This is a genomic window from Deinococcus malanensis, assembly GCF_014647655.1.
In the GTDB taxonomy this organism is placed as follows: Bacteria; Deinococcota; Deinococci; order Deinococcales; family Deinococcaceae; genus Deinococcus; species Deinococcus malanensis.
Window position 1 is genome coordinate 53,710 of the sequence record NZ_BMPP01000006.1, and the last position, 23,568, is coordinate 77,277.

At 64.5% G+C, this 23,568-nt stretch carries 25 protein-coding genes; 14 read left to right on the forward strand and 11 right to left on the reverse strand.

Going from position 1 to position 23,568, the window contains the following annotated elements:
• Positions 1-243: 243 nt before the first annotated feature.
• The 4 genes from IEY49_RS08505 (at position 244) to recA (ending at position 3,759) form a co-directional block, all read left to right on the forward strand.
• Complete coding sequence (locus tag IEY49_RS08505; protein ID WP_229780708.1) at positions 244-588, forward strand: four-helix bundle copper-binding protein; 345 nt, start codon at positions 244-246, stop codon at positions 586-588.
• Between the two features lie 167 nt (positions 589-755).
• Positions 756-1,961, forward strand: a complete 1,206-nt coding sequence (locus tag IEY49_RS08510) for a CinA family nicotinamide mononucleotide deamidase-related protein (protein ID WP_189006768.1) — start codon at positions 756-758, stop codon at positions 1,959-1,961.
• A complete protein-coding gene (gene thpR, locus IEY49_RS08515) occupies positions 1,958-2,692 on the forward strand; it encodes an RNA 2',3'-cyclic phosphodiesterase (RefSeq protein WP_229780709.1) in 735 nt (244 codons plus the stop codon). The genes IEY49_RS08510 and thpR overlap by 4 nt, the downstream gene beginning before the upstream one ends.
• Positions 2,689-3,759: a recombinase RecA gene (recA, locus tag IEY49_RS08520; protein WP_189006771.1), complete on the forward strand. Its 1,071-nt coding sequence runs from the start codon at positions 2,689-2,691 to the stop codon at positions 3,757-3,759. The genes thpR and recA overlap by 4 nt, the downstream gene beginning before the upstream one ends.
• 154 nt (positions 3,760-3,913) lie before the next feature.
• Here recA and IEY49_RS08525 read toward each other — a convergent pair whose 3' ends face one another.
• Positions 3,914-5,194: a transposase gene (locus tag IEY49_RS08525; RefSeq protein ID WP_189006785.1), complete on the reverse strand. Its 1,281-nt coding sequence runs from the start codon at positions 5,192-5,194 to the stop codon at positions 3,914-3,916.
• Positions 5,195-5,406: 212 nt separating this feature from the next.
• Here IEY49_RS08525 and IEY49_RS08530 point away from each other — a divergent pair, with 212 nt between their 5' ends.
• Together IEY49_RS08530 and IEY49_RS08535 are read left to right on the forward strand one after the other, a co-directional pair.
• On the forward strand, positions 5,407-5,787 hold the full coding sequence (locus IEY49_RS08530; protein WP_189006788.1) for a pilus assembly FimT family protein: 381 nt from the start codon (positions 5,407-5,409) through the stop codon (positions 5,785-5,787).
• Positions 5,784-6,098, forward strand: a complete 315-nt coding sequence (locus IEY49_RS08535) for a hypothetical protein (RefSeq protein WP_189006791.1) — start codon at positions 5,784-5,786, stop codon at positions 6,096-6,098. Before IEY49_RS08530 ends, IEY49_RS08535 begins: the two co-directional genes overlap by 4 nt.
• 192 nt (positions 6,099-6,290) lie before the next feature.
• On the opposite strand, the gene IEY49_RS08540 is transcribed toward IEY49_RS08535, so the two are convergent.
• Positions 6,291-6,869 (reverse strand): biotin transporter BioY, encoded by a 579-nt coding sequence (locus IEY49_RS08540; RefSeq protein ID WP_189006794.1) that lies wholly within the window; start codon positions 6,867-6,869, stop codon positions 6,291-6,293.
• A 12-nt stretch (positions 6,870-6,881) separates the two neighbouring features.
• Positions 6,882-7,811, reverse strand: a complete 930-nt coding sequence (locus tag IEY49_RS08545; RefSeq protein WP_189006797.1) for a biotin--[acetyl-CoA-carboxylase] ligase — start codon at positions 7,809-7,811, stop codon at positions 6,882-6,884.
• A gap of 116 nt (positions 7,812-7,927) precedes the next feature.
• Here IEY49_RS08545 and IEY49_RS08550 point away from each other — a divergent pair, with 116 nt between their 5' ends.
• The 6 genes from IEY49_RS08550 to IEY49_RS08575 all read left to right on the forward strand — a co-directional run bounded on the left by IEY49_RS08550 (position 7,928) and on the right by IEY49_RS08575 (position 12,222).
• On the forward strand, positions 7,928-8,329 hold the full coding sequence (locus IEY49_RS08550) for a Fur family transcriptional regulator (RefSeq protein WP_189006800.1): 402 nt from the start codon (positions 7,928-7,930) through the stop codon (positions 8,327-8,329).
• 72 nt (positions 8,330-8,401) lie between these two features.
• The gene (locus tag IEY49_RS08555; protein ID WP_189006814.1) at positions 8,402-9,109 is read left to right on the forward strand and encodes a hypothetical protein; all 708 of its coding nucleotides are present in this window, start codon (positions 8,402-8,404) and stop codon (positions 9,107-9,109) included.
• A 231-nt stretch (positions 9,110-9,340) separates the two neighbouring features.
• Complete coding sequence (locus IEY49_RS08560) at positions 9,341-9,502, forward strand: hypothetical protein (RefSeq protein ID WP_189006817.1); 162 nt, start codon at positions 9,341-9,343, stop codon at positions 9,500-9,502.
• A 258-nt stretch (positions 9,503-9,760) separates the two neighbouring features.
• Positions 9,761-10,633, forward strand: coding sequence for a hypothetical protein (locus tag IEY49_RS08565; RefSeq protein WP_189006820.1), 873 nt, complete (start codon positions 9,761-9,763; stop codon positions 10,631-10,633).
• 134 nt (positions 10,634-10,767) lie between these two features.
• A complete protein-coding gene (locus IEY49_RS08570; protein ID WP_189006823.1) occupies positions 10,768-11,694 on the forward strand; it encodes an SMI1/KNR4 family protein in 927 nt (308 codons plus the stop codon).
• A 78-nt stretch (positions 11,695-11,772) separates the two neighbouring features.
• Positions 11,773-12,222, forward strand: a complete 450-nt coding sequence (locus IEY49_RS08575; protein ID WP_189006826.1) for a hypothetical protein — start codon at positions 11,773-11,775, stop codon at positions 12,220-12,222.
• Positions 12,223-12,287: 65 nt separating this feature from the next.
• On the opposite strand, the gene IEY49_RS08580 is transcribed toward IEY49_RS08575, so the two are convergent.
• The 4 genes from IEY49_RS08580 to IEY49_RS08595 all read right to left on the reverse strand — a co-directional run bounded on the left by IEY49_RS08580 (position 12,288) and on the right by IEY49_RS08595 (position 16,426).
• Positions 12,288-12,896, reverse strand: coding sequence for a hypothetical protein (locus IEY49_RS08580; protein WP_189006829.1), 609 nt, complete (start codon positions 12,894-12,896; stop codon positions 12,288-12,290).
• A complete protein-coding gene (locus IEY49_RS08585) occupies positions 12,784-13,260 on the reverse strand; it encodes a hypothetical protein (protein WP_189006832.1) in 477 nt (158 codons plus the stop codon). Before IEY49_RS08585 ends, IEY49_RS08580 begins: the two co-directional genes overlap by 113 nt.
• Before the next feature lie 255 nt (positions 13,261-13,515).
• Positions 13,516-16,026 carry a DUF4132 domain-containing protein gene (locus IEY49_RS08590; protein WP_189006835.1) on the reverse strand — a complete coding sequence of 837 codons (2,511 nt, stop codon included), beginning with the start codon at positions 16,024-16,026 and terminating at the stop codon, positions 13,516-13,518.
• A gap of 1 nt (position 16,027) precedes the next feature.
• The gene (locus IEY49_RS08595; RefSeq protein WP_189006838.1) at positions 16,028-16,426 is read right to left on the reverse strand and encodes a hypothetical protein; all 399 of its coding nucleotides are present in this window, start codon (positions 16,424-16,426) and stop codon (positions 16,028-16,030) included.
• 591 nt (positions 16,427-17,017) lie between these two features.
• Between IEY49_RS08595 and IEY49_RS08600 the strand changes: the two genes are divergently transcribed.
• Positions 17,018-17,584 carry a hypothetical protein gene (locus IEY49_RS08600; RefSeq protein WP_189006841.1) on the forward strand — a complete coding sequence of 189 codons (567 nt, stop codon included), beginning with the start codon at positions 17,018-17,020 and terminating at the stop codon, positions 17,582-17,584.
• Between the two features lie 283 nt (positions 17,585-17,867).
• Here the strand turns inward: IEY49_RS08600 and IEY49_RS08605 are convergent, their stop codons facing one another.
• Both IEY49_RS08605 and IEY49_RS08610 read right to left on the reverse strand, forming a co-directional pair.
• Positions 17,868-19,340, reverse strand: a complete 1,473-nt coding sequence (locus tag IEY49_RS08605) for a recombinase family protein (RefSeq protein WP_189006844.1) — start codon at positions 19,338-19,340, stop codon at positions 17,868-17,870.
• A 64-nt stretch (positions 19,341-19,404) separates the two neighbouring features.
• The gene (locus tag IEY49_RS08610; RefSeq protein ID WP_189006847.1) at positions 19,405-20,139 is read right to left on the reverse strand and encodes a helix-turn-helix domain-containing protein; all 735 of its coding nucleotides are present in this window, start codon (positions 20,137-20,139) and stop codon (positions 19,405-19,407) included.
• Between the two features lie 117 nt (positions 20,140-20,256).
• Here IEY49_RS08610 and IEY49_RS08615 point away from each other — a divergent pair, with 117 nt between their 5' ends.
• Positions 20,257-20,397: a hypothetical protein gene (locus IEY49_RS08615; RefSeq protein ID WP_189006851.1), complete on the forward strand. Its 141-nt coding sequence runs from the start codon at positions 20,257-20,259 to the stop codon at positions 20,395-20,397.
• Positions 20,398-20,456: 59 nt separating this feature from the next.
• Here IEY49_RS08615 and IEY49_RS08620 read toward each other — a convergent pair whose 3' ends face one another.
• Both IEY49_RS08620 and IEY49_RS08625 read right to left on the reverse strand, forming a co-directional pair.
• The gene (locus tag IEY49_RS08620) at positions 20,457-22,727 is read right to left on the reverse strand and encodes a DEAD/DEAH box helicase family protein (RefSeq protein ID WP_189006855.1); all 2,271 of its coding nucleotides are present in this window, start codon (positions 22,725-22,727) and stop codon (positions 20,457-20,459) included.
• Positions 22,724-23,521 (reverse strand): hypothetical protein, encoded by a 798-nt coding sequence (locus tag IEY49_RS08625; RefSeq protein ID WP_189006858.1) that lies wholly within the window; start codon positions 23,519-23,521, stop codon positions 22,724-22,726. The genes IEY49_RS08620 and IEY49_RS08625 overlap by 4 nt, the downstream gene beginning before the upstream one ends.
• Positions 23,522-23,568: the final 47 nt, after the last annotated feature.

Genomic DNA, 23,568 nt, shown 5'->3' on the forward strand with positions numbered 1-23,568 from the left:
TGAGCTGAAAGCGGGCCATGGAAAGACCGGTTTGCAACTGCACCCCGTCTTCTGAAGACCCACAGCGTTCAGGGCCGGTCAGAGGTCTGAGCTGTGGAAGAATCCGCCCTCGTGTCGCCTGTCAGCGGCACGAGAGGCTGCAGAAAACGCTGCACTGCACCCTCGCTTTTCGAGGTTCTGCCATCTGAACCTTCCTTTAATAGCAGACCATCTGGCTGCCACCTACCGGTGCCAAGGTGAGGCATGACTGCACTGATTGCTCAGCGGATGCAGGAATGCCTTGATGCCTGCCTGAGGTGTCTGAAGGCCTGTGAAACCTGTGCGTCGGCCTGCCTGACCGAGCCGGAAATCGACATGCTGCGCGAATGTATTCGCCTGGACCGTGACTGTGCGGATGTCTGTGCCCTGACTGCCCAGCTCCTGATGCGCGGCAGTGAGCTGTATGCGCACGCTGCCCGGCTGTGTGCTGAGGCCTGCGCCCGCTGCGCTGAGGAATGCGAGCAGCACGGACGCCACCACCAGCACTGTCAGGTGTGTGCTGAAGCCTGCCGTGCCTGCGAGGCGGCCTGCCGCGCAGTGGCGGCCTGAATTCTGTCAGGTTCCTGCTGGGCGGGCATCTGCCGCACCCACCACGGAACCGCAACCTGAACCTGGGTGAGGGAACGACTGGTCCGGGACCTACACTTGGGCCATGTCTGAGGCTTATTCGGGGTGGACGTGCGTTTCGTTTTAACCTATAGTTCAGTGAGGTTGTTATGCTGCTAGCAGAAATCATCAGTGTGGGGACAGAGTTGCTGTTCGGCGAGATCGTCGACAGCAATGCTGCCTTCCTGGCCCGCGAACTGGGGGCCAGGGGCCTGACCCTGCACCGGAAGACGGTGCTGGGCGACAACCTGGAACGTGTCACCGACGCTGTCCGGCTGGCCCTGTCGCGCGCCGACCTGGTCATTCTGGGCGGTGGCCTGGGACCCACCGATGATGACTTGACCCGGGAAGCCATCGCGGCGGCCCTGAATGAAACACCCGCCGAAGACCCGGACCTGATCGCCTGGCTGGAGGGACTGTACAGCGCGCGTGGCCGGGTCATGCCGCAGATCAACCGCAAGCAGGCCTGGCTGATTCCCAGCGCCGAGGCCCTGCCCAATCCGGTCGGGACCGCGCCAGGATGGTATGTGCGGACTGCTGGAAAGGTGATCGTGGCCCTGCCGGGACCGCCGCGCGAGATGCACACCATGTGGCGTAAACAGGTGCTGCCGCGCCTGCCGCTGCCGGTGCGGGCCCTGCAGGCCACCACCGTGCATACGCAGGGCATCGGGGAAAGCCAGCTGGCTGAACTGCTGGGCGACCTGACCCGGCAGGCCAATCCCAGCGTGGCTACCTACGCCCGCAAAACAGGGGTGGATGTCCGTGTGGCCGCCAGTGCCGACACCCCTGAGGCAGCCCGTGAGCTGGCCGCCCCTGTTCTGGAGCAGGTTCGCCAGATTCTGGCGCGCTGGATCTGGGGCGAGGGCGCCGATACCCTGGCCGGCGCCGTTACCCATGTCCTGGCGGGCCGCAGTCTGGGGGTCATCGAGGCCGGCAGCGCCGGAGCGCTGTGCACCCTGCTGGCCGATGAACCGACCTTCCTGGACGCGGCCGTAACCCAGGACCACCGCCGCCTGATTACCCTGGGCCTGACACCGGTCACCCTGCATGCGCAGGGACTGGTCAGCGAGCAGGCCGCGCGTGAACTGGCAGCCGGAGCGCGCGAGCACCTGGGAGCCGAGGTCGGGCTGGCGGTGGTCACAGCAGTTCAAGGCGAGCGGATGGGCCAGGCTTATGTCGCACTGGACACCGGCCACGCCCAGCACGCCGCCACGCTGAACTGGCCTGGAAATGCCGAACAGATCCGTGAGCGGGCAGCTGTTCTGGCGCTGGCATTGGCCCAGCGCAGCCTGCGTGGCCAGGAGGTCCCGGCATGACCCGGATCCGCCGCACCCCCAGGCCGGCTCCCAGGGCCGACAAGCCTCAGCGCAATACCGAGCCGGCCACCCAGCCCCTGGGCCCGGACATCTACGAGCCTGCCAAAGCGACCATCCAACCAGCGGCGGCTCCGGCACGCCGGACCGGTGCAGGCCGTCCCGACACCGACGAAGCATCCGAGCGCACCCTGCGGCTGTTCTATGCCCTTCGTGTCCCGACAGACATCAGCACGCCGCTGGCCGAGGCGCAGCGGGCCCTGCGCGGGAACTGGCGGGCCGTGCGTCCCGACCAGATGCACGTCACCCTGGCGTACCTGCCCGCCGTACCGCCCGAGCGGCTCGACGACCTCAAGCGGCTGGGTGCCCTGCTGACCCAGGATGTCGCGCCCATGGAGGTCCGCCTGCGGGGCACCGGCTACTTCCCCAACGAAGGCAGTCCACGCGTGTGGTTTGCCAAGGTGGAGGCCGAAGGCCTGACGGAATTTGCCACCCGGCTGCGCGAGGGCATCCAGAACCTGGACATCCAGACCGACAACCTGCCGTTCAAGGCGCATATCACCATGGCACGCAAGAAAGGCCCGGCCCCCCGGGTCGCACCTCTGACCTTCGATCTGGGCTGGCAGGCCGGGCACGCTGTGCTGTACCGCAGCATCCTCCGTAAGACCGGCCCGATCTACGAAACCGAAAGCACCTTCCGTTTCCGGGGCCTGGCCCCGCAGGAGACCGCATGAGCAAAGACAGCACCAAGGAACTCTCCGCCCCCACCGACGCCCGTGAGCGCACCAAGGCCATCGAGACGGCCATGAGCCAGATCGAGAAGGCCTTCGGCAAGGGCAGCATCATGAAGCTGGGCGCCGAGAGCAAGCTCGACGTCCAGTCGGTGTCGACGGGCAGCCTCAGCCTGGACCTGGCGCTGGGGATCGGCGGTATTCCGCGCGGCCGCGTGACCGAGATCTACGGCCCCGAATCCGGCGGCAAGACCACCCTGGCCCTGAGCATCGTGGCCCAGGCTCAGAAGGCCGGCGGCACCTGCGCCTTTATCGACGCCGAACACGCCCTGGACCCGGTGTACGCCCGCGCCCTGGGCGTGAATACCGACGAACTGCTGGTCTCGCAGCCGGACAACGGCGAGCAGGCGCTGGAAATCATGGAGCTGCTGGTCCGCTCCGGTGCCATTGACGTGGTCGTGGTGGACTCGGTGGCTGCCCTGACCCCGCGCGCCGAAATCGAAGGTGAGATGGGCGACAGCCTTCCCGGCCTGCAGGCCCGGCTGATGAGCCAGGCCCTGCGCAAGCTCACCGCGATCCTGTCCAAGACGGGCACCGCCGCCATTTTCATCAACCAGGTGCGTGAAAAGATCGGCGTGATGTACGGCAACCCTGAGACCACCACCGGGGGCCGCGCCCTGAAGTTCTACGCTTCCGTGCGCCTGGACGTGCGCAAGATCGGTCAGCCGGTCAAGCTCGGCAACGACGCGGTGGGCAACACCGTGAAGGTCAAGAGCGTCAAGAACAAGGTCGCCCCGCCCTTCAAGGAAGTCGAACTGACCCTGATGTACGGCAAGGGCTTTGACCAGCTCAGCGATCTGGTCACCCTGGCCAGCGACATGGATATCGTCAAGAAGGCCGGCAGCTTCTACAGCTATGGTGACGAGCGCATCGGCCAGGGCAAGGAAAAAGCCATTGCCTATATCGCCGAGCGTCCCGAGATGGAGCAGGAGATCCGCGACCGGGTGCTCAACGCCATTCGTGGCGGCACCGCTCCTGAGCTGCCCAGCAACCCGGCCCTGGCCGAGTAACTCTTTCCTTGATCCTTTCCCCGGCTATCGCAGCCGGGGCTTTTTTTGCCATCTGCACGAGAACATGCCCAGAAGGACACAGGTTTAACCTGACATGCGGACGAAAAGATCAGGGGGCAAAGATATCGACCAGGAGGGCGTAAATCTCGTCTCTTCAATGGGGATCTGAGCGTTGCTCCTGCATCATCAGGAAGACCGCGAGGCGTTCGAGGCCCCAGGTCAACACCCGCTTTCCCGGCGGGTGTTTTTGATGTGGTCGCCAGCCTCCCAGGTGGGCGATCAGGTGAAGTTGCCGGTCGTCCAGGCTGGCACCCAGCTGAAACAAAAAGGCCGCCACGATCCACGCGCAACTGACCAGCACGCGTAAACCGTCGTAGTGCAGGACTCTGGCACTTTCCCACCCCAGCACACCCTTGGTCCACGCAAAGACATCCTCAATCGACCACCGCTGACGGTACGCCTGCACCAGACGGGTGGCCAGTCCGGCCCGGGCAGCAACGTCATCCGCCGCCAGGCACAGATTGCTCAGCAGTACCCAGCCTGGGTCTTTGAAGTCTTTCGCTTCAAGGCGCACCGCAGTACCCCCCAGGCCAGATGAACCGGACAGGTGCACGGCACAGCCGTGCACGTAAACTTTTACCGTTCTATGCCGCCGGGTCGTCACGTCAAACACGGCTTTCTCGACGCTCAGGGTGGTGAGCCGGGAGGCGTGGTCCAGCGCCTCGTGGAGCGGCATGGACCGCTGGCCCACGTCAAGCTGCACCATGCGGTCGAGGTGAGCGGCACGCACGACAAAGGACTGCCCTTGTTTGTGCAGGAAACGCAGGAAGTCGATGGCATCAAAGCCTCGGTCGAGTACCCAGAGCAGCCGCGTGACGCCTTGCTGTGCCAGCGCGTGTTTCACCGCGAGTACCGCGCTGCGGTACTCGCTGTTCCGGCTGCGAAAGCCCGGGGCGAGGGTGCTGAAGCTCGTCTGGTACAGCAGCGCCCTCGTTCCATTTGAAGCGATCCCCAGCGTCGTGAGCGTATGGAAGCCCCGCACCGACGTACCATCCAGGGCACGCACGCGGTCAAGGTTCTCGATCCGTTTGCTGTGCGGTTTGCGCAGATCGGACTCGTCGAGGATGACCAGGACTTCGTCGCTCCCCGCCATCCGCCGGGCCCCCAGGTCGGTCAGCAATTCCGTCAGGCGAGCAGGACGAAGGTCAGCCCGAGCGTTCTGGTTATGAATCAGACGACGCAACCGACGTTCGGCGTGTGCTGTGCATGTGCTGCCGGGCGCACAGCGGGCAATCTGGGACAGACGCAGACCACCGGAAGCGAGGATGCCGTGCAGGGTCGTCGAGAACCCATCGAACAGGCGTCGGTCGCCAAAGAGGGGTCGGAAGCTCTGGAGGTGGCGCGAGAACGCGCCACGCGGCACGTGCGTTTTCATGCTTCAAGGATGCGCTCGTTCAGGCTCGGCCCCACACTATGCAGACTTTCGTCCGTATTCCAGAGTTTAACCTCTTGACATTGTGAGATTTTCGTCATAAAATGGTAAGATCACACTAAGCACATTCGGGCGTCCCCAAATGTGGGGAATTTCACTACATGGGACGCCGGGTCCGGGAGCACAGCTTCTCCTGCCTCTGTCCCGGAGGCCCCATGCGCAGAAAAAGTCCGGTACAAGCCTTTACCCTGTTAGAAATGCTGGTGGTGCTGAGCATCATCGGTGTTCTGGCCAGCATCGCAGCGCTGAACGTCAGTGGACTCCAGAAGCCGGCACTCAGCGATTCCCGAGCTTTGGCTGCGGCCCTGAAAGTGGCCCGGTCTCACGCCCTGAGCACCACCAGTGCGGTGCGGGTCGTATACAACGATGCCACCCGGACGCTCAGCATGCGGCGTGCCGACCTCTGCTCGGCGGCGCCCAGTGGCGGCCCGCCTCGCTCCTGGCGGACTCCATCAATGTGCTGTCCAACAACTGGAGTGATACGCGCGCCCATAAACGGGACGTCGCTCCACCACCTGCCACCAGCACCGAAGTGAACGCTGCTTTCCTGGCCGGTACAGACGCCACCGAGCCGGGCAGGTACAACGGCGGCCTGGAAAATTACCCCCGTTTCCATGAAAGCTGGGATGGCAAGGAGCTTCGTTACCGGGGATCTTTTGTCAGCCTGGGCGTATCAGCCCATGCCAAAGGAACCTGGAAGGCACCCTGCAGCCATGCCGGGTGCTATTACGGCGCTCCGGTCCGCAACTGGGACTATGACAGCCGCTTTGACGATGCAGCCTATCTTCCTCCCCCGACAACACGTTTCGTCTACCTGCGCCAGCTGCTGTTTGCCCGGGACTACTGATCCGGGTCAGGCTGACCCTTCGGATCTGGGAGTATCGGCACCCACTCAGCCTTTCGGCGGATGTGTCACTTCACTTCACACGTCACACTGAGCTTACTTCGGGCGGGGCTTTCTTCCGGGAACGCATCGACAACCCGTCCCAAGCCACGAGGCCCCACCGTTTATCACGGTGGGGCCTCGTGATTGTGGGCCTCAGCGTTTGCGGGTCAGGGTCCAGGCCGCAGGCAGCAGCAGGGCAGCCAGTCCCAGCTTCAGCAGGTCACCGATGATGAACGGGGTCAGGCCTGCATTGAGCAGGGCCTGTCCCTTCAGCCCGGTGACCATGCCCAACCAGGGCAGACCAAGCGCATAGATCACCACGCTGCCGGCCAGCATGGCCAGGGCCGTGCCCAGGAACCGGCGGTCCAGGGCAAAGCGCTCGACCAGGAATCCCACCAGGGCTGCGGCCAGCGGGTAGCTCAACAGGTAGCCACCGCTGGGGCCCAGGATGCGGGCCAGACTGCCGCTTCCTCCCGCAAAAACCGGCAGTCCAGCCGCACCGGCCGCGAGGTACAGGCCCAGCGCCGCAAGGGCACGTTTCCAGCCCAGGGCCGCGCCGACCAGCAGCACGCCCAGGGTCTGCAGGGTCAGGGGCACCGGTTTGAGGGGCACCTCGACCTGAGCCAGCAGGCTGACCAGAATGGCGCCTCCGGCGACCAGCAGCAGGTCGCGCGTCAGGCTGTTGGCAGGAACGAGGGTACGGGCGAGGGTGGGGTGGGTGATCTGGGTCATGAATATCCTTTTTTACGAAGCGGGAGGGGAAGAAAGAGGCAGGGAGCCGATCAGTTGAACGTCACCTGCGCTGATGGTGTGCACCTGACCGCCAGTAACCTGCACCAGCAGATTGCCCTGGGCATCGAGGTCTAAGGCCATGCCCTGGATGGTCCCACGCGGCGTGGTCACGGTGACCGCCTGGCCAAGCGTCAGGCTCGCTGCACGCCAGGCCGAGAGCACGTTCTGCGCCGGCTGGCCCAGCCAGTGCTCCAGGGCAGCCAGCACTCGTCCCAGCAGCTCGGCCCGTGTCAGCCCGGGCTGGGTTTCGTGCAGGTGTGCGGCCCCCTCTGGAGCACTGCCCACGTTCACTCCAATGCCCAGCACAGCCCGGCGGGCCTCTTCACCGCGCAGATCGGCTTCCAGCAGGATGCCAGCAAGTTTGCGCCCGTCGGAGGTCAGCAGATCGTTGGGCCACTTGAGCCCCCCGGTCCTGCAGGCCTCATGCACGGCGACTCCGGCGGCCAGCGGCATCAGGGCCAGTTCTGGCAGGGTCAGTGGCGCACACAGCAGAACGCTGAAGACCAGGGTGCCATGCGGTGTATTCCAGGTCCGGCCACGGCGGCCACGGCCCGCGGTCTGGCGCTCGGCAACGACCACCGCGCCGTGCGGCGCCGGGCTCTTGGCGTGTTCGGCCCAATGCCGCAGGTCATCCTGGGTGCTGGTGGTGGTGCCGGTATACCGAAGTGCCCGGCCAAACAGGCCCTGTACCGGCACCAGTCCAGGGGCAGGTGTACCGGGTTCCAGCGCATATCCCTGGCGGGAGACGACCACAGGTACACCCTGCTCCGCCAGTCGGCGGGCCAGGGTATGAACGGTCACGCGCCCGACACCAAGCCGCTCGCCCAGTGCATCACCTGTCTGGGGCAGGGCACTTAGCAGGGGCAGCAGGCGGTCAGGCACGTTCAGTGTTTTACGTGGTTTCCTGAACGAAAGCAATGAACCCGGTGCAGCGAAGTCACGTCCTAGTCCTCGGAAGGAGGTCAGGGCGGGGTCAGCCGGTTTGCTAGACTGTCGGCATGACGATGGTGCGGCACACCCGGCAGCGGGCAGCAGTGATCGAGGTGCTGCGGGCGTCGCGCGCCCATCCCGACGCCGCCTGGATTCACACCCAGGTCCGGTCGAAGCTGCCCAGTGTCAGCCTTGGAACCGTCTACCGCACGCTTGACGCACTGGTGCGCGACGGCGTGGTGGTCACCATCGAGCGTGCCGGACAGGCCACCCGCTACGACTACCGCCATGACGGACAGGACCATCACCACGCGGTCTGCCGCTCGTGCGGGGCAATTTTCGACGTGAAGGCCGAGGCCGTGCCGCTGATTCCGGCGGTGGCCCTGCCCGCCGGATTCCAGGTCACCGATGTGCGCCTGGAGTTCATGGGCATCTGTCCGGATTGTCAGCTGCCCAGCCTCAAGAACTGAGTAGCTTCACCCTCAGGCCGGTAGCCGGGCTCCGGTCCATTTGCCCGGGCGGCGCACGCTAGCCTGCGCCTCATGACCCTGCCCCCCTCCTCGTCCGCAGCTGTCTCTCGTTTCGGTGCGGGGGCACTGCAGAGTTTCATGTTGGGCTGGGCTGCTGGCGCCGCCCTGACTGTGGTGGTGCGGGTTCTGGGCGGCGCCCTGCTCAGCGGACCCTGCGAGGGCTATACCCTGCTGGCACTGCTTCCTCCCCTGCTGCTCGGCCCGGGTGGACTGGGTTTCACGGCAACCCAGTGGCGCCGCCCACGCCGCGCCGCTCTGGGCCTGGGCCTGGTCACGGCCTCCCTGCTGCCCGCTCTGTTTGTCGGGGTTCAGGACATTGGAAGGCTCCGGGGCAATGGCTGCGCGGGCGGGTACATCGTCTTTACCGCTCAGGAGGCGGGGAGGCCTGCCGAGCCAGCTCCAGCACGGAAATCCATATCTACCCTGAGTCTTGTGGCCGGCACTACCCGGAACCTGACCGGGCGGATGGGTGGCTACCGGGTCCAGGACTACCCCAAACCTTTTGTCCTGAGCGCCCGCAGCAGTTCGCCGGGCGTCCGTGTGACCTTGCCACAGACGACGGTGCGCGCAGGCGGGACGTTCCCGGTTGTGATTCGGGCGGCCCCAGGAACCGGAGCCAACACCTACAGCGTAATTCTCACGGCCCGCAGCACCCAGGGCGAGCGTGAGGTCACCGCAGCCGGCACTCTGGACATCAGCCTACGTCGTGCCACACCCTGAACCGGCGCCCTGAGGAATGTTCTCATAACGCACATGGTCGGGACGCCGGGCAGAATAATTCGGTGCACACTTCACAGTGCTGCAGCACGCTTTTCAGGCCACGTCTGAGCAAACGGGCTGGCACAACGACCTTTAAAATTCAACGGTTTGTGGGCATCTGTTTAACGCCAGCTCCCTGCCATCTGAAGCTCGGCGTCATCTTCTCCTAGAGGAGCAGGTTCACACTGAGGTATGGAAATTGTCCTGTTGCTGGCTGCCATGACCCTACTGGTCCTGATGCTGACCTTCCTGTCGCTGACTGCTGACGACCGGGCCCTGGCGCAGGACGCCGAGGTCCTGTCCACCGTGAAAGCGTCGAGTGGCAACGATCACATGACCCTGGGGCACGATTGAATTTGCCACTTTCTTTCCTACCGCCGGGGCGCCTGTAAGACAGGGTGCCCCGGTCGCCTGAATGGACACAGGGGGCCGGGAAGAACGCGTCGGGCGTACGGTGTTAGGCTGGCTGGGTGCCGGAGTGGAGCCAGTTTCTGACGACCATCTACAAGACCTTCCTGACGATGCACGTCTGACAAGGCAGACCAACGATACCCGTCGGTTCACCCGCTGAACAAGCAGAAAGCTCTGTTCCCGGCATGCCAGGATGACGCCATGATCCGGCCAAAAGGGCCCGCACACACAGCCCCAGCCCCGGCCCGAATATGGGTCCTGCTGGCCAGCGAAGCCAGCACCGCCGTCATCTTCCGGCGTGGGCCCAGCCGCTGGACTCACCTGTCCTTGTGGAACACCCGCACTGACGAAATCACCCAGGGCTCCTGGTTCCACGGCCGACTGTACGAATGGATGAGTGACCTCTCTCCCGACGGCCAGCACCTGCTGTACGTCGCGCGCAACGAAGCCAAACGCCGGGTGCAGGCGGCCGCGGAGACGTTTGACGGGGAGCACATGTGGTCCTGGACTGCGTTGTGCCGTCCCCCGAGGGTGAAGGCGCTGGGGCTGTGGAATGCTTCCGACGGCTGGAGCGGGGGTGGCGTGTTCACAGCCAACCAGGCCTTGACCCTCAACCATTCAGCGCGTGACCTGAAGGCGTTGATCCAGCCGAATGGGTTCACGGCTCAGGGAGTCACGGACCGGGAGCGCGTCGACACGGTCCTACTCGCTCTGAAGCGCACCGGGTGGCAGGTCACAGCCTGGCCAGAGCAGTGGATGGGAATGGGCGAAGCCTACCCGGTGGTGCTCAGGAAAAGGGCGCTGGAGCTGCGGTTTATCAGTTCACCCCAGTACCGGCGATATGTCACGTACACCTGGCACGGTCCAGACCCGGTGCCGCTGCTGGAGGGAGCATCATGGGCCGACTTTGACCAGCAGGGGCGGCTGGTTATCGCCCAGGAAGGGCGTCTTTACGCCATGTGGGGGACAGAGGCGCGCGAACTGATCGACCTGAACGTGCATCAGCCTCCGCGTCATTCCTCCGCTGCTTCGTCGGACGTGGCGACACCGATCATCCAGGCGAACCGCTCCTGACAGCCTTGATCAGCGCTGCTTGATTTGACGTCCTTATCGGAGCCGGGTCACGCCGTTCAAGCTGAATTTCTGAGTGCTGTGCAGCGCGCCATGCGTGCGATGATCAGCGGGTGGATCGAGTCAGCTTGTTGGACGTGAACACGCCCGTCGTCATCGAAGAACCCAGCCCGCCCGTGGCTGAAGCAGATGTTATGGCCTTCGAGGCCTTGCTGGGCCGGCCCCTGCCTGCGGACTACCGCGAGTTCCTGCTGAAGCACAACGGCGGCTATCCGGTCGTCACGCTGGGTGAGGCTCAGGACGGCGAAGAGTTCATGCTCGGCGGCTTTCTTCAGCTGGATCCAGACGGCATGGACGAACCGTACACCATGCATCTGTGCACACCCGCCCGACGCGAAGCGGATTACGGCTGGGGCCTGCCGGCCGACGCCCTGGTGTTCGCGGACGACCCAGGCGGGAACCTGTTCACCCTCAGCTTGGATGACCCTCACCACACAGTGCGCTTCATCGACCATGAGTCGGACGCACCCTTCGAAACGCACCAGGTGCTGGCGCAGGGGTTTACGGCCTTCCTACAGCTGATCCGCTCGGTTGATTCGCAGGCGGCACTGGACGCCGCAGCGCAGCGCGAGGAGCGCAAGATGCTGACGAGCGGCTCATTTCCAGTGGCACTGGATGCGCAGTTGCAGCGCGCCGAAGCTCACCTGCCGGAGGTGCGGGAGGCGGTGCGGCGCGCGTGCCTGGAGGTCTTCGACGAGAAGACCCACTTTGCTCTGCATGACGATCCGCGCTCACGGCATGTCTTCGACGTGATGCTGTGGCTCCACGAGACCGCCACAGGGCCAGGCATCACAAGGGCGGACATGCACGAGATCCTCAAAGCCTGGTTTCGTGACGCGCGGGGCGGGTTCGGGCTGAACGGGTACGCACCGGGGTTCCTGGACGACTGGTGGGCGGCACGCTTTGATGAGGGCGCCTTGGAAGGCGACGTCAATGGCAAAGGGACCTTCACACCAGCGGCGCGCACCGCCCTGGTGGCCACACTGCGCGCACGCTCGGTATGAGGCGGATACGGTTGGCGATCTATTGACTCCTGTTCTACTTGCCCACGGTGGCATCAACGTCCATGCTGAGCCGCAGGCATGAACGCCATCCTCCCCTTCAACTGCCCCACGTGTCACGCTCAGCACCACGCGAGCGTGTATCAGGCTGAGCATCACGGCTTGCGGTGGGGGTTCGGCTTTCACTGCGCGCAATGCAGTGATGCTTTTGAATTCGACGATGTCGGCGTGCCGGATGAGCCGTACCGCCATGTGCTGCTCGAGCAAGACGGAACATGGTTGCTCGAACCGTCATCAGGGGCAAAGTCATTCTCGGTGCACACATGGATACGGCTCCGACACGCCCTGGCACTCGACCTCACGACCTTGGCACGCCTCAAAGCTCTGCCCCACCGTGTTCGCATCAAGGGTACGGCTGTTGAAATGAACTGGCTGGCTCAACAGTGCTCGGAGCCGGTGTCGATTCGGCAGGGAGGCGAATCCGAACTGCACGACGCCTTTGATTTCGCAACCTTGTTCAGCAGTCGCTGATGGGCATGTTCGACCATCAGCAAGCGTGATGCCAGGTTATTTCCTGGTTGAGACGCCAGCCCGCGTCATGAGTCGAGGGCCATCCACGACAGCTTCACCGCGGCATTGACGGGCTCACCCCAGCCATGAACCTCAGACGAGGGACTCTCGAGAAACGGCTCGATGGGCGGCCTTGGGATCCCTTCCCCGTCCAGCACGGAAAGGGCCGCCCGCAGGTGCCGCCAGGGTGCTGAAGTGACCGCACCGTACAGATCGGTATACCCGATCCACGTGACCTGCCCGAGCAGGTACAGGAAGGTGGACAGGTTCTGCCGGCCCACGACCTCCCGGAGCGGCTCGGGCAGGTCATGGCCGAATCCGACGCGCACCAGGAGTGGCTGGTCCTGCTCCCACCCGACGATGTCCTGGGTGTCCGCCATGGCAAACCCGTGCTTCACGAACGCCTTCAGTTCCGGGTGCGACAGCCCATGGTGGGTGCAGTAGCGGCGAAACGCCACCGTTCCCATGGCCTGGCAGGCCCGGATGGACAGCGCATTCAGCCCCTGCTGCCCTTCAATCGGTTCAGGAGTCGATTCGATCCAGCAGCGCTCGGCGTAACTCCACACCGGCAGTCCCTCCGGGTCCAGCAGGGCGCCGGTCGGCAGGCGGTACATCCCGGCTGTCTTCCACGACATGAACGTCACCCGGCTCCACGCTCCACAGCGACACGTCGAAGACATGGCCGGGCGGCACCCGCAGCCGGCACGTCAGGAACTCCAGAGCCTCAACCTCGCCGACGAGCACGCTCTGACCAAGGTCGATACGGACCGTCTGCTGGCGCCGCTGGGCGCGCAGAAGTGCCGCAACCACGCGTCGGCGGGCCAGCAGCCCGGCCAGCCAGCCTGTCCGACTCAGGTCACGAACATCGTCCGGGAACTCCACATGCTCTGCTCCCCGGACGAACTCCACCCGTTCCACCCAGCGATTCAGGAAGGTGTTGATCTCCTCCAGAGAAGCCAGGCGGGTGCATTCCAACCTCGTGACCATCAGCACGTTCAAGGCCTCGAAGTCGTCCCCCTCTTCAGTCAGCCGCTCCAGTGTAGGGACCGGTGCCCTTCAGGAACATACGCCTGAAGGCATAGACCGCGCTGCCACGGAATCGTTGCGTGAGCGCGACAGGCGGGTGATCATCTGACAGTCCACCAAATCGACTGTCACGAAGTCCTGCACAAGCGTGGTAGAGACCGGAAGCCTCCAAGACTGCCGCCCACAACTTCAGAACACGAAGACGCCCCGCAATGACTGAGTGCTCCGTCAGCGCTGCATGATCTGGTGCGTGATGGTGCCGTCCGTGATGGTCGTGTCGTTCGCCAGCAGGAACGCCTTACTGAGGATCACCGAGAATACTGCGTCTCCCTCGAACGGCAGGAACACGCTCTCCCCCTCGTTGGCACCCAGCCCCCGCGAGGGCACGATGCACAGGTACTGATCGTTCGGTTCCATCAGGACGTTCCCGCTGCCCAGGTGGATCTTGTACGTCCGCAGGTCCCCGCGCACCACCAGGAACCGCTCCGTGAGTTCACACCGTCCCGCGATCTTCAGGCGTGGCAGCAGCCGGGCCAGCACCTCCCGGCGGGTCTGCGCCGTCGCGCCCAGATCCCCGAAGCTGTAGTGCTGCCAGTACTGCCGGAACCGCCCCTGCGGCCCGCCATCCTGCCATGTCGGGTCGTTCCCCACGGACGCGACCCCCACGAACAGGTCGACATCCCGCAACACTTCGCTCAGCACCAGCGGCGGCACGTCCTCCAGCGGGACCGGTTCCGCCGGATTCGGGAAGCGCCAGGTCGGCCCATACCCCCCTCCGCCCGCATGCGCGGAATTCCGCGCGGCGTCCAGACGGTAGAAACGCACCTGATCGGTGACCAGACGCAGGTACGTCCCCGTCTCGTTCGTATCCTGCCCGTACTCGTCGCCGATGCCTTCGACCCAGTACTCGGCGCGCAGACCGTATTGAGGTAATTCCCGGGTGGCCGGGGGGTACTCGTCATCGACCATCAGACGCAGCGAGTTTCGCCAGCCCCGCGCCGCGCACAGGGCATTGAACTGATGCTGCCGCACCACGTGCGCGGCGAAGCGGTTGCTGTACACCCGGGTCGCCCGTTCCGCGTCCGTCAGGAGGTACACCTCACGGTGCGCCTGTTTGAACGGCTGCACCATCTGCCAGTCTTCCAGCCGTTCACGCCAGGCCCGCACCTCTTCCAGTGGGGCCAGGACGGGATGCCACAGTTTGACTTCCGCGGACGGCGAGGGCGTGACGTCTTCCCCACCCTGGTCACGGAGGACTCCCTGGTGCCACAGAACGGAGCGGCCGTCGATGGTCCACAGGAGCCGGCGCGCCAGGACGCCCACCACCGGGTGGTCGAGGTAGCGGTCCCGCCACGTGTCAAACGTCCACGTGCGGTCCAGCATCATCAGTCCATCCAGACGGTCCCGCTGGGCGCCCAGAACCTTCTCCAGGGCCTTGGCGCTGGCCTTCAGGTCCTTGAGCTCCGCAGCGAATTCCCGCTTCACCCGCGCAGGTACGGTCTTGACGGGCTGGCCCTTCTCGTTGCGCCAGGTCAGCTGGACAGTCCGGCCGTCCGCGCGCACCTCGGCGGTGGTGTCACCCAGGAGGACGTCCCGCTGGCCCACGTCCGTCAGGTCGAAGGTCGGCACGCCGATCTCCTCCAGGTCCTCCCGGCTCAGGCCCAGACGCTGCGCGATGTCCTCGATCACCCGGTCCAGGGACGCGCGGTAGGAGGGTTGCTGCACGCCCTGAGCGACCCGCAGCAGTTGCCCGGCGCCGAGCAGTCCCGGCAGGCGTTGCAGCGCAGCCACACAGGCGCCCGCCACTTTCACGGATCGCGGACCGTGCCCGCTGACCTTGCGGTAGCCGGCGAGGGCCAGGTCGCCCAGCACCGCCGCGAGGTGAGCATCAGGGACCAGCCCAGACACCCAGGCGAGCCCGCGAAGCAGGTCAGCGTTGCGGGCCGCATACAGGTCAGGATGACGGGCCGGCACCGCCTGCTCCGCTGGAGGTACCGCACGCCCACCAGGGACGGCCTGCGCCAGCCACGTGGTGGCGAGAGGGAGAAAGTGTTCGTCTCCCAGGGCATCCATGCGGGTCTGCGCTTCGGTGAGCCAGGCTTTTGTTGGCGTGTTGCCACTGGCGGAGGCGCAGTGCAGGAGGAGGTTCGTCCACGCGGACTGTACAGGCTCGGAAAGCGTGTCCAGCAGCGGAAGCACCCTCGCTCCCCAGACGTCCGCGTCCAGGTGCAGGCCGGAGGGACCGTCATGGAGAAGCTCGGCCACGAAGGAGTGGAGCTTGCGCGCGTCTGCCCAGGTGTGATGACCGAGGGCTGAGGCCAACGCCTCCAGTTCACTGCGGGCGGAGCTCAGCAGCATGTCACGGCCGAGACCGACCAGCAGGCTGGTCAGCAGGGCCCGGGTGGGCAGGACTGCCGGGTTCGGGTACCGGGCCAGCCGTCCGACGATCTCCCGGGCGTCTTCCGCTGTGTACGGCAGATGCCGCCTGGCCAGCTGGACGATGAGCTTCTCCTCCGCCGACTTGAACGACCAGTGCCGGCTCCCATGACACACGTCGTGCAGCGCCAGGTTCACCACCTGCACGGCGACAGGAGGTGGGAGGTTCAGGCGGGCAGCAGGCAGGAGCTCGGCCGGTTTCGTTCCATATAGCGTGCCGGTCTGACGATGGCGCTGTTCGGCCGCGATGATGAAGTCCTGGAAGAACGAGAGGGCTTCCGTGTGGGTGTCCGTGACCGTCACGTCATCCGCCGACCAGGGCGACGAGTTTGAGGAAGGTGACTTCCGTCGGCCGGTCAAGGCGCAGGTGGACCTGCTCGTCGAGATCGTCGACCTGTCGTTCGTCGACGAGCACCACGAAACCGTGCTTCTTGAACGCCTCGGTGGCCCGCTGATACTGGGCCTCCCAGTCCAGCTTTCGCCAGGCCTTCAGCCGGTAGCCGTTCAGGGTGCGTTCCGCGTCGGTGGGTTGTATGAGACCCTGGAAGACCTCGGGCTGGCGGGCGTTGTACTCCGTGACTTCTTCGTACACGCGCCGGCGGATGAGCTCGCGAACAGTGACGTGTTCCTCGAGAAAGTCGAGGGTGAAGGTGCGTTTGCTGCCGGCGGTGCTCTCGTCGATCAGGGTCACGGGAATTGGCATGTAGGCTCCTATTACGTCTATAGCGTAACACATCAGGAGCCAGGAATGGGTAGTTTTACCGGCTTCGACAGGGAAATCAGACAACGCACCCTCGCCGTCCAGGCGTCACAGGAACCCACCATCTGACGTCACCCCGATTCCTTCCAAGGCCACGCGATCACTTCACCACTCTGGGTGCCGAACACCACCACGTCGTTCATCCCGTGCAGTCTCGTCAAAATCCGCCTGCCGACCGAAGGAAGTTCCCGCCACCACAGAGCCGTCTGCAAGGTGTGCAGCAGGCAGGCGGTCAGCCGTGGACCCGGGCTGCACCGTCATGAGAGGGACGTACGCCACCAGCGACACCAGCATGCAAGGCATCACGTCGATGCAGAACTTCACCGGTCAAACGGAAGATGAGCAGCATATCAATAAGCCATTTTAAGAATATGGGCTTCACGTTACGTCCTTTGTAAAATCAAGGCGGCACCCACCTGGGGGGCTGCGTTCTAAAAAAGAGCGGTGGGCGGGCAACCCGAGCGCTGCGGCGCGTACTGATCGACTGATCAGCCCAGCGGCTGAAACGGTCACATGTGCCGGAAGGAGGAGTGTATGCCTGATTCAGATGCGGTGATTCTCCCAGTTCCCCTGGAGCGTCCGCTGTACGAGGCGCTGTTTCAATTGTCGGCGATGATGGGCCGTTCCGCTGAGGAGCTCGCGAGCGAGGCCATCGCGGCGGCCATCACGCTCCCCACGCAGCTTGATTTGGAGGCGCTCGGTACGGCCATGCTGGCTGACCTCCAAGTACTGCAAGGGACGTTGGAGCCTGTGCATATCACCGAGGAGGACGTCGCTGCCATGAAGCGTTTCCTTTTACCTACCGATGCAGCACAACTGATGCTGGGGGCCGAACTGATCAGCCGTCTGACGGACCAAGCGCCTGACGCGACACCAACAAAGGAAGCAAGTGCGCGCCTGACAGCTGTCGCCACCGTGTGTACGTTGTTGAACAACGCCCTTTCCGAAGATGAAGTGCGCCGCTGGTGGACGCAGCCGCGCTACAAGCTGCAAGGAAAGGCGCCCACAGCCTTTCTCGGCGGGGGGTGGACGCCGGAGGACCTCGCGTTCCGGCTGGTGGCGGACCTGGCTGAGGCCGATGTGGCGGTGAGGTCCACCTGAAATCGGCGGCTTCCCTCCTGATCCGGGCCTGTTCAGGCGGCGTAACATGAACAGGTGCCGATGGACCCTGCATTGAACGCTTTACTGGAAGGTACCGGGCTGAATCTCGGCGCCAGCATGGGACGACACCGCACTGAATGCCCTGCTGTACAGGTATTTGCGCGAAGCGCAGCCCGTCTGCACGTGGAGCACCTGCGAGCCGGGGACGTGCAGCGCCGCCGCCGATACTGTGAATGAACGCCAGTCTCCCCCGCTGCTGACGCCTGCGAACAGCCCCAGGCCATCACGCTCGGGGCACGGTGATTTCAAGCCGTTCCAGACCCTCCCGGTTGATGAAGAACCGAACGCGCAGGGCCGTCATCAATTCCCGTCGCGCGTGTTTTCCGGTGCTGGCGAGGTGGGGTTTGAGCTGCTCCGCGAAGCGCACCAGATCGACGTTGGGCGTAGGTGACGGCGGCGGCGCCTGCTGGAGGAGGGCCAGCTCGTCCTCGACCGCTTCAATCTTGCGTTTCACCGCAGAAGTGACGCGTCCTGGCTCGGTCAGCAGGCCGTACAACCCCACCAGTTGATCTTCCTTCTGTTTGATCTCGTCCGTGTGGTTAGGCGGCGCTTCGGCGTGCTCCTCAAACAGCTGCGCGAGAAGATCCGGGTCGGTGAGATGGTGAACGAGCGCGGCCCAGCATTTCTGCTCAAGGCGCTCCATGTTGTGATACCGGTTGTTGGGACACTTGAAACGCCCAGCCGCCTGGTTTGCCTTCCCTCGTGACGCGTTGGAACACGCGTAGTGATACACCGGTATGCCGCGTGGGCTGCTTTTCTTGACGTTGACGCTTTGCTCGCACACGGCACACACCACATGACCCGTCAGCAGATCCGGGTCGACTTTGCGCCCAGGCTGGTACTTCACCCGGTCAGCCAGCAGCCGCTGAAGCTCCCGGTATTCCTCCGGAGTAATGAGAGCAGGAACGGGAATGTCGATGGCGTGTGGCTTTCCCCTGTTGTATGTGAAAGTGCCCTGGTACACGGGGTTCCGCAGAATCCGGCGAATGGCATTGTCGTTCCAGGGCTTGTCCCGGGGGCCAGGCACGCCTTCCATGTTCAGGTCATTGGCGATGGTGTTCGCTCCACGGCGCCGGTACTCGGTGCGCAGCCGGTGGTACACCTCCACCCGGTCAGGATCGGGCTCCAGATCACGCGACTTACCCCGTTCGTCCCTCCGGAGCCGGTACCCGAATGGGGGTGAGCCCTGTGGCCAGCCCCCTTCGCGCGCCTTGTCGCGTTTGCCCTCACGCATCTGATGAACGAGGTTGTTGTAGTCCACCTCCACTTCAGTGGCGCTGCGCAGGAAGTTAGACCAGTTTCCCTTCTTGTCCAGGTTCCCGATGTCCACCACCCACACCACAGCCCGCAGCTCTAGGAGTTTGCGCACCAGGCCGACGGATTTGTCCACGTGGCGCCCGACACGGCTGGGATGAGCAAAAATCAGGTTGATGCCGGGGTAACGTTCGGCCAGGTCGTAGTACCCGCTGTGGGTGACCCTGTAGGCATTCGCCCCGCTCACCGTCTCGTCAATGAAGCCGACGATGGTCAGGCCGTAATCCGCCGCCGCGTCTTTGATGTCACGTATCTGGCGGTTCCGGCCCCATCCTTCATCCTGACCTTCCGTGGACACTCGGGTACACCCCAGGGTGACCTTTGTTGGATCCGCGATGTTGAGCTCAGGTAGAACCAGTTCGGCACGCTGTGTTTTGTTCATTATCCTCGATGCAGGGGCAGGGACCGGCGAGACCGGAAGGCTGCCGTGAGAACGAAAAGGAGGATTACTGAGGGAGCGTCAGCAGGGCAATGGCGCTGACCACAACCCCTGCTGGCGGTGGCAGCGGCGCATCCAGCACCACGGGCCGCGCCCCGGGCCGGGACGAATTCAGGACGTAGTGGGCAACGTCACCTCGGTGCGTGACGATCACCGCGCCAGGCTGGCGGCACAGGCGGACGACGGCCAATTCCCCTTCGCGGGCTGTCCGCCCAACCTCAAGAATCAGCACGCCGCGCCGGGGCAGCTCCGCCTTCGCACGCTCGTCGACGTACGTCTCGCCCAGCTGAAAAGCAAACAGGTCTCCACGGCCCTCAGGGGGAAGCAGCACCTTGTCCAGCCAGATCTTCTGGCGAGGGAGGCGTGACGGCTCAAACGCCTGCCTGAGCTCACCGCAATACGGCACCGCCACCGCCTTGAACGGCCCCTGAACTTCCGGTGGCGGGTCGAAGGCATCGTAGGGTTCACCGGGTGTGCCAAGCCGTCCGAACCCCAGTTCATGGCCGGTGTGGGCTTCGAATTCCTCGACCGTCCATCCCAGCACGTCTGCGAGCGCCGCCCGCTGCGCCGTTCGCAGTTCCCGCAGCGTGATGTCGCCGTATTCCAGCCGTGACACCGTCCGCTGGCTCAGAATCCCTCGTGAGAACCGCTCAATGTCCTGTCCGGACAGGCGAAGTTCCTTGCGACGCGCTTCCAGGCACTGGCCAAGGGCAGATCTCGTACGTTCGGTTGGTCTTCCCATGTGGCCTCCTCAACCTTCGATTACTCATTCCGTCTAACGATCGCCAGGCGTTGACGCGCGTTTTTAGCCGTGATTTCTATCAATCAGGAGGACCAACGGCTCTTCCTGGTGACTAACTTGACGAACCCACTTCCCACTGAACCCACGGCCCCTTCACTCAACCTCCGCGTCATCCGCGATACGGCTGCCAACCGCGCCCTGCGTGACCTGCTGCTGTCGCTGGCCGGCACTCCCGCCACGCCCGCCGCCTCACGCTGATCCGGTCCTGGTGGCGTCCTCGGGCGCCACCCAGGCCAACGGGTCCTGCACACCTCGCTTCAACGGAACGGTTCTGCTTCGCCCTCTTTCAGTTCTCGGGAGTTCTCCTCGCGCTTCATGCCGCGCGCGAAACCGGAGCCCACATTGGGGCAGGGGGGGAAAGATACGGGGCTCAGCAGGACATGCAGGGCCTGAACCGCCGCGCTTTCCGAAGAGGCGTACACGGGATACCGATTTCGTGCTCCAGCCGAAACCTGGAACAACCGAAGCCCCAGATCGGTCAGCAAGGTCCGTTCTCCCTCTCGGTTGTGGTCGTGACCGGCTTTAACCCCCCACGCTTCCCACGATCTCGATACCCTCTCCCGCCAGGCGTCGAGGGTTTCCGTCTCTCCCACTTCCCACGGCAGGGTCCAGGGAGACCCTCGTTCTCCTGTCTGCATCCACTCCCGCAGCGTTCGTCCGGCATGGTGAAGGTCCTGGTGTTTGCGTGACCCACTTCCTTTGCCCCGCGTCAGGCCAAGCGCTTCAAACGCCACGAGCGGAACACCACCGGCGTGCTTCAACACCACCCGTGCAACCTCATCGAGCAGCATTTCGCGGTGGGGCGTGCGGGTGCCGAGCCGGAGACGGCGGGACGGGAGGTAAGGGCTGAACTGGACGTTCCACCCCTTCCAGTGCGTGCACGTGTCAGTGACCGGACCTTCCGGTGGACAGCACCGCCGGTCTGAATCCACGGGGCACAGCACGCACGGCAGGAAGGCCATCAGCGCCCGCGGCGGGTCAGGGCCTTGATGCAGCGGGGCACGTCCACGCTGCAACATCTGAATGCATTCCACCCGCTCCTCGTGGTGATGCAGCCGCCGGCGTTCGTCCTCGTCGTCGATCCAGGCCGCCAGCAGGTGGTCACGGTAGGTTGAGGGCAGTTTCGGAGGGGTCAGGGCCACGACATGCCACCCCGTGTAGCTGTTCTGGCCGCGGCCAGCCCACCAGTGCAGCGAAGCATGCTGAAGGCCGGACACCTCCCGCGTGGTCCGCACGTTGTCGAGCACCCGGGCGTACGCGGCCTGAACGTTTCCCTGCTGAGCGAGGCAGAGGGTGTCCCTGCCCGTTTCCAGGGAGAGGTCCACCAGCATTTCCGCGATGACCCTCAGGTGTTCGGGCGTCCGTCCGCGGGCGACGTCCGTTGAATGACGCCGCAGGGTGGGAGCCGCGAGGACGTTCAGAGAGAATGCTGCTGGCAGGCGGATTACCCGGACTGGCACCGGTGCAAACACGGCGGTGTACTTGGCGGCGTCGGCGTACGCGTCGAGGACCACGACCGGACACACGGGCTGCCAGACCCGGGGCAGACAGAAGCGCAGTCGCGGTGGATGGATGACCGGCTGCTGGCCCTGGTAGGTGACCGGCCACCACAGGCCGAACCGGTTCGGCCGCGTTCCGCCCGGCGGCCGCCAGAGTTCCCGGCGCAGGGCCAACGTGAGCTCCCGAGCGTACCGCCGCGCTACCGGGACCTTCGCTCCTGTCAGCTCCGCGGCCAGCAGGCGCTCGAAAGCCATCCAGGTTCTGTCGCCCTGGCCCCGCTTACCCACCAGATAGCGGAGCATGGGGATGAGCTCCCATCCCGGCAGCTCGTACGCCATGATCCGGGCGCCCCGGGAGAAGTTCCGCCGGACCCGTGTGGTCCTTTCAGGATTCTCCAGCCGCCGGAGGACGGTGGCTACGCTGGTCGCGTCCGCGAGATCTGCCTCGGCGAGCAGTGTCAGCATCCGCGACCCATCGGGCATGGTGATGCCCTCGTCCCGCAGCGTGCCGTCCGTCAGGGCGCAGTTGGCGCAGGGATCCTCGTCGACGATCAGGACCTGCGCCTGCCGGAGTGCCTTGAGGCTTCCGGGGGTGCGTTCCCCCATCACCAGCGGCAGGTGGGCGTGACTGACAATCAGGATGGGTACGTCGTCTGTCCACGCGAACTGAGCGCGGTAGGCGCGTTCCAGCTGCTCCCCGTCCAAGCTGGTCTCCTCGGCGAGGGCGTCTCGTCCCCGCACGATCCGTGACCAGGGGCGCGCCGGCAGTTGCAACCCCGCGGCGATCGTGCTCAGGTCCTGCTGGGTCTGCGCTGCGAGCCCCTGTTCCTGGGCTGTGTCACGCACCGCGACCAGAACGCGCTGTAGATCCCCCTGGTGAATGCGGCGCAGCACGACCGTCAGGGTCGAGAACGTCTTTCCCGTTCCAGCGTCTGCCCGCAGCACGACGACCGTGGGCTCCCGGCGGGGATCCAGTGCCTGGTTCGCAGCCTCCTCCAGGCGCCGGCGGAATAAGGGGACGCCACTCATCCGAAGACATCGACCTGGTCCCAGGCGGTTTTCAGCAGTGACGCTCTGTAATCGCCAAGCGCCTGACGCAGCTGTTCGTCTTCTTCTTCTGTCTGAGGGCGCGGCAGATACGGGCGCAACCTTTCCACGGCCTCGGTCAGCATGTCGTGATTGAAGTTGTAGGACGGCGTGTCGAACGAGTCCTGATAGACGTCCTGGGCCAAGGCTTCAAGGTGCGTGCTGAGCCTGAGACCTGGTTTGTGCTCAGCATGGGTGGTCAAGGCACTGATGGCTTCCAGAAAGGTCGTGCGGGTCCAGTCAAAGCAGACCAGGGGGTCACATCTGTCCGCAAGGTTCAGGACAGCCTGGACACGCTTCTGGCCATGAGAGCTGTCAACCAGTTCAGGATGATTTCGTCGGCCACGGCAGACGGCCTGCTGGGTCGAATAAGCAAAGCTGCGAAGTGTGGCCGACATCTCAAGTGCGGTGGTCTCCTCCGCGCCCACCAGCCGCACGTCGCTCGGCAGCGCACAGATGACCCGCTCCATGGACGGACCGAACATGAACTTCGCGACCCAGGCCATGTCCAGGTACTCCCAAAAAAGCTGACCTCTGATGGCGAACACGTCCGTCCGCAACTGACTGTTCAACGTCCGTAGCGCCTCGTAATCAGGACCGTCGACCGCCGCCGCACGGCCCGACAGGGCATGTACGGCAGTGCCGTGCACCAGCAGGGCAAGAAGGAGCATGTCCGCGACGGTCTCGGTCGTGGTCAGGGAGGTGAGCAACATCATTTTGATGGGGTTTTCAGGCATGAGGACTCCTCACGAAGTGGCACTGTTCAGTGCCTTCTCTTCGCTCG

Coding starts and splice junctions, on each gene's coding strand:
- IEY49_RS08555 (WP_189006814.1), top strand. CDS start 8,402: ATGACCCTGCCCCCCTCCTCGTCCGCAGCTGTCTCTCGTTTCGGTGCG.
- IEY49_RS08525 (WP_189006785.1), bottom strand. CDS start 5,194: ATGAAAACGCACGTGCCGCGTGGCGCGTTCTCGCGCCACCTCCAGAGC.
- IEY49_RS08565 (WP_189006820.1), top strand. CDS start 9,761: ATGATCCGGCCAAAAGGGCCCGCACACACAGCCCCAGCCCCGGCCCGA.
- IEY49_RS08610 (WP_189006847.1), bottom strand. CDS start 20,139: ATGGGAAGACCAACCGAACGTACGAGATCTGCCCTTGGCCAGTGCCTG.
- IEY49_RS08530 (WP_189006788.1), top strand. CDS start 5,407: ATGCGCAGAAAAAGTCCGGTACAAGCCTTTACCCTGTTAGAAATGCTG.
- thpR (WP_229780709.1), top strand. CDS start 1,958: ATGACCCGGATCCGCCGCACCCCCAGGCCGGCTCCCAGGGCCGACAAG.
- recA (WP_189006771.1), top strand. CDS start 2,689: ATGAGCAAAGACAGCACCAAGGAACTCTCCGCCCCCACCGACGCCCGT.
- IEY49_RS08605 (WP_189006844.1), bottom strand. CDS start 19,340: ATGAACAAAACACAGCGTGCCGAACTGGTTCTACCTGAGCTCAACATC.
- IEY49_RS08560 (WP_189006817.1), top strand. CDS start 9,341: ATGGAAATTGTCCTGTTGCTGGCTGCCATGACCCTACTGGTCCTGATG.
- IEY49_RS08595 (WP_189006838.1), bottom strand. CDS start 16,426: ATGCCAATTCCCGTGACCCTGATCGACGAGAGCACCGCCGGCAGCAAA.
- IEY49_RS08620 (WP_189006855.1), bottom strand. CDS start 22,727: ATGAGTGGCGTCCCCTTATTCCGCCGGCGCCTGGAGGAGGCTGCGAAC.
- IEY49_RS08600 (WP_189006841.1), top strand. CDS start 17,018: ATGCCTGATTCAGATGCGGTGATTCTCCCAGTTCCCCTGGAGCGTCCG.
- IEY49_RS08505 (WP_229780708.1), top strand. CDS start 244: ATGACTGCACTGATTGCTCAGCGGATGCAGGAATGCCTTGATGCCTGC.
- IEY49_RS08625 (WP_189006858.1), bottom strand. CDS start 23,521: ATGCCTGAAAACCCCATCAAAATGATGTTGCTCACCTCCCTGACCACG.
- IEY49_RS08510 (WP_189006768.1), top strand. CDS start 756: ATGCTGCTAGCAGAAATCATCAGTGTGGGGACAGAGTTGCTGTTCGGC.
- IEY49_RS08550 (WP_189006800.1), top strand. CDS start 7,928: ATGACGATGGTGCGGCACACCCGGCAGCGGGCAGCAGTGATCGAGGTG.
- IEY49_RS08580 (WP_189006829.1), bottom strand. CDS start 12,896: ATGTCGTGGAAGACAGCCGGGATGTACCGCCTGCCGACCGGCGCCCTG.
- IEY49_RS08540 (WP_189006794.1), bottom strand. CDS start 6,869: ATGACCCAGATCACCCACCCCACCCTCGCCCGTACCCTCGTTCCTGCC.
- IEY49_RS08575 (WP_189006826.1), top strand. CDS start 11,773: ATGAACGCCATCCTCCCCTTCAACTGCCCCACGTGTCACGCTCAGCAC.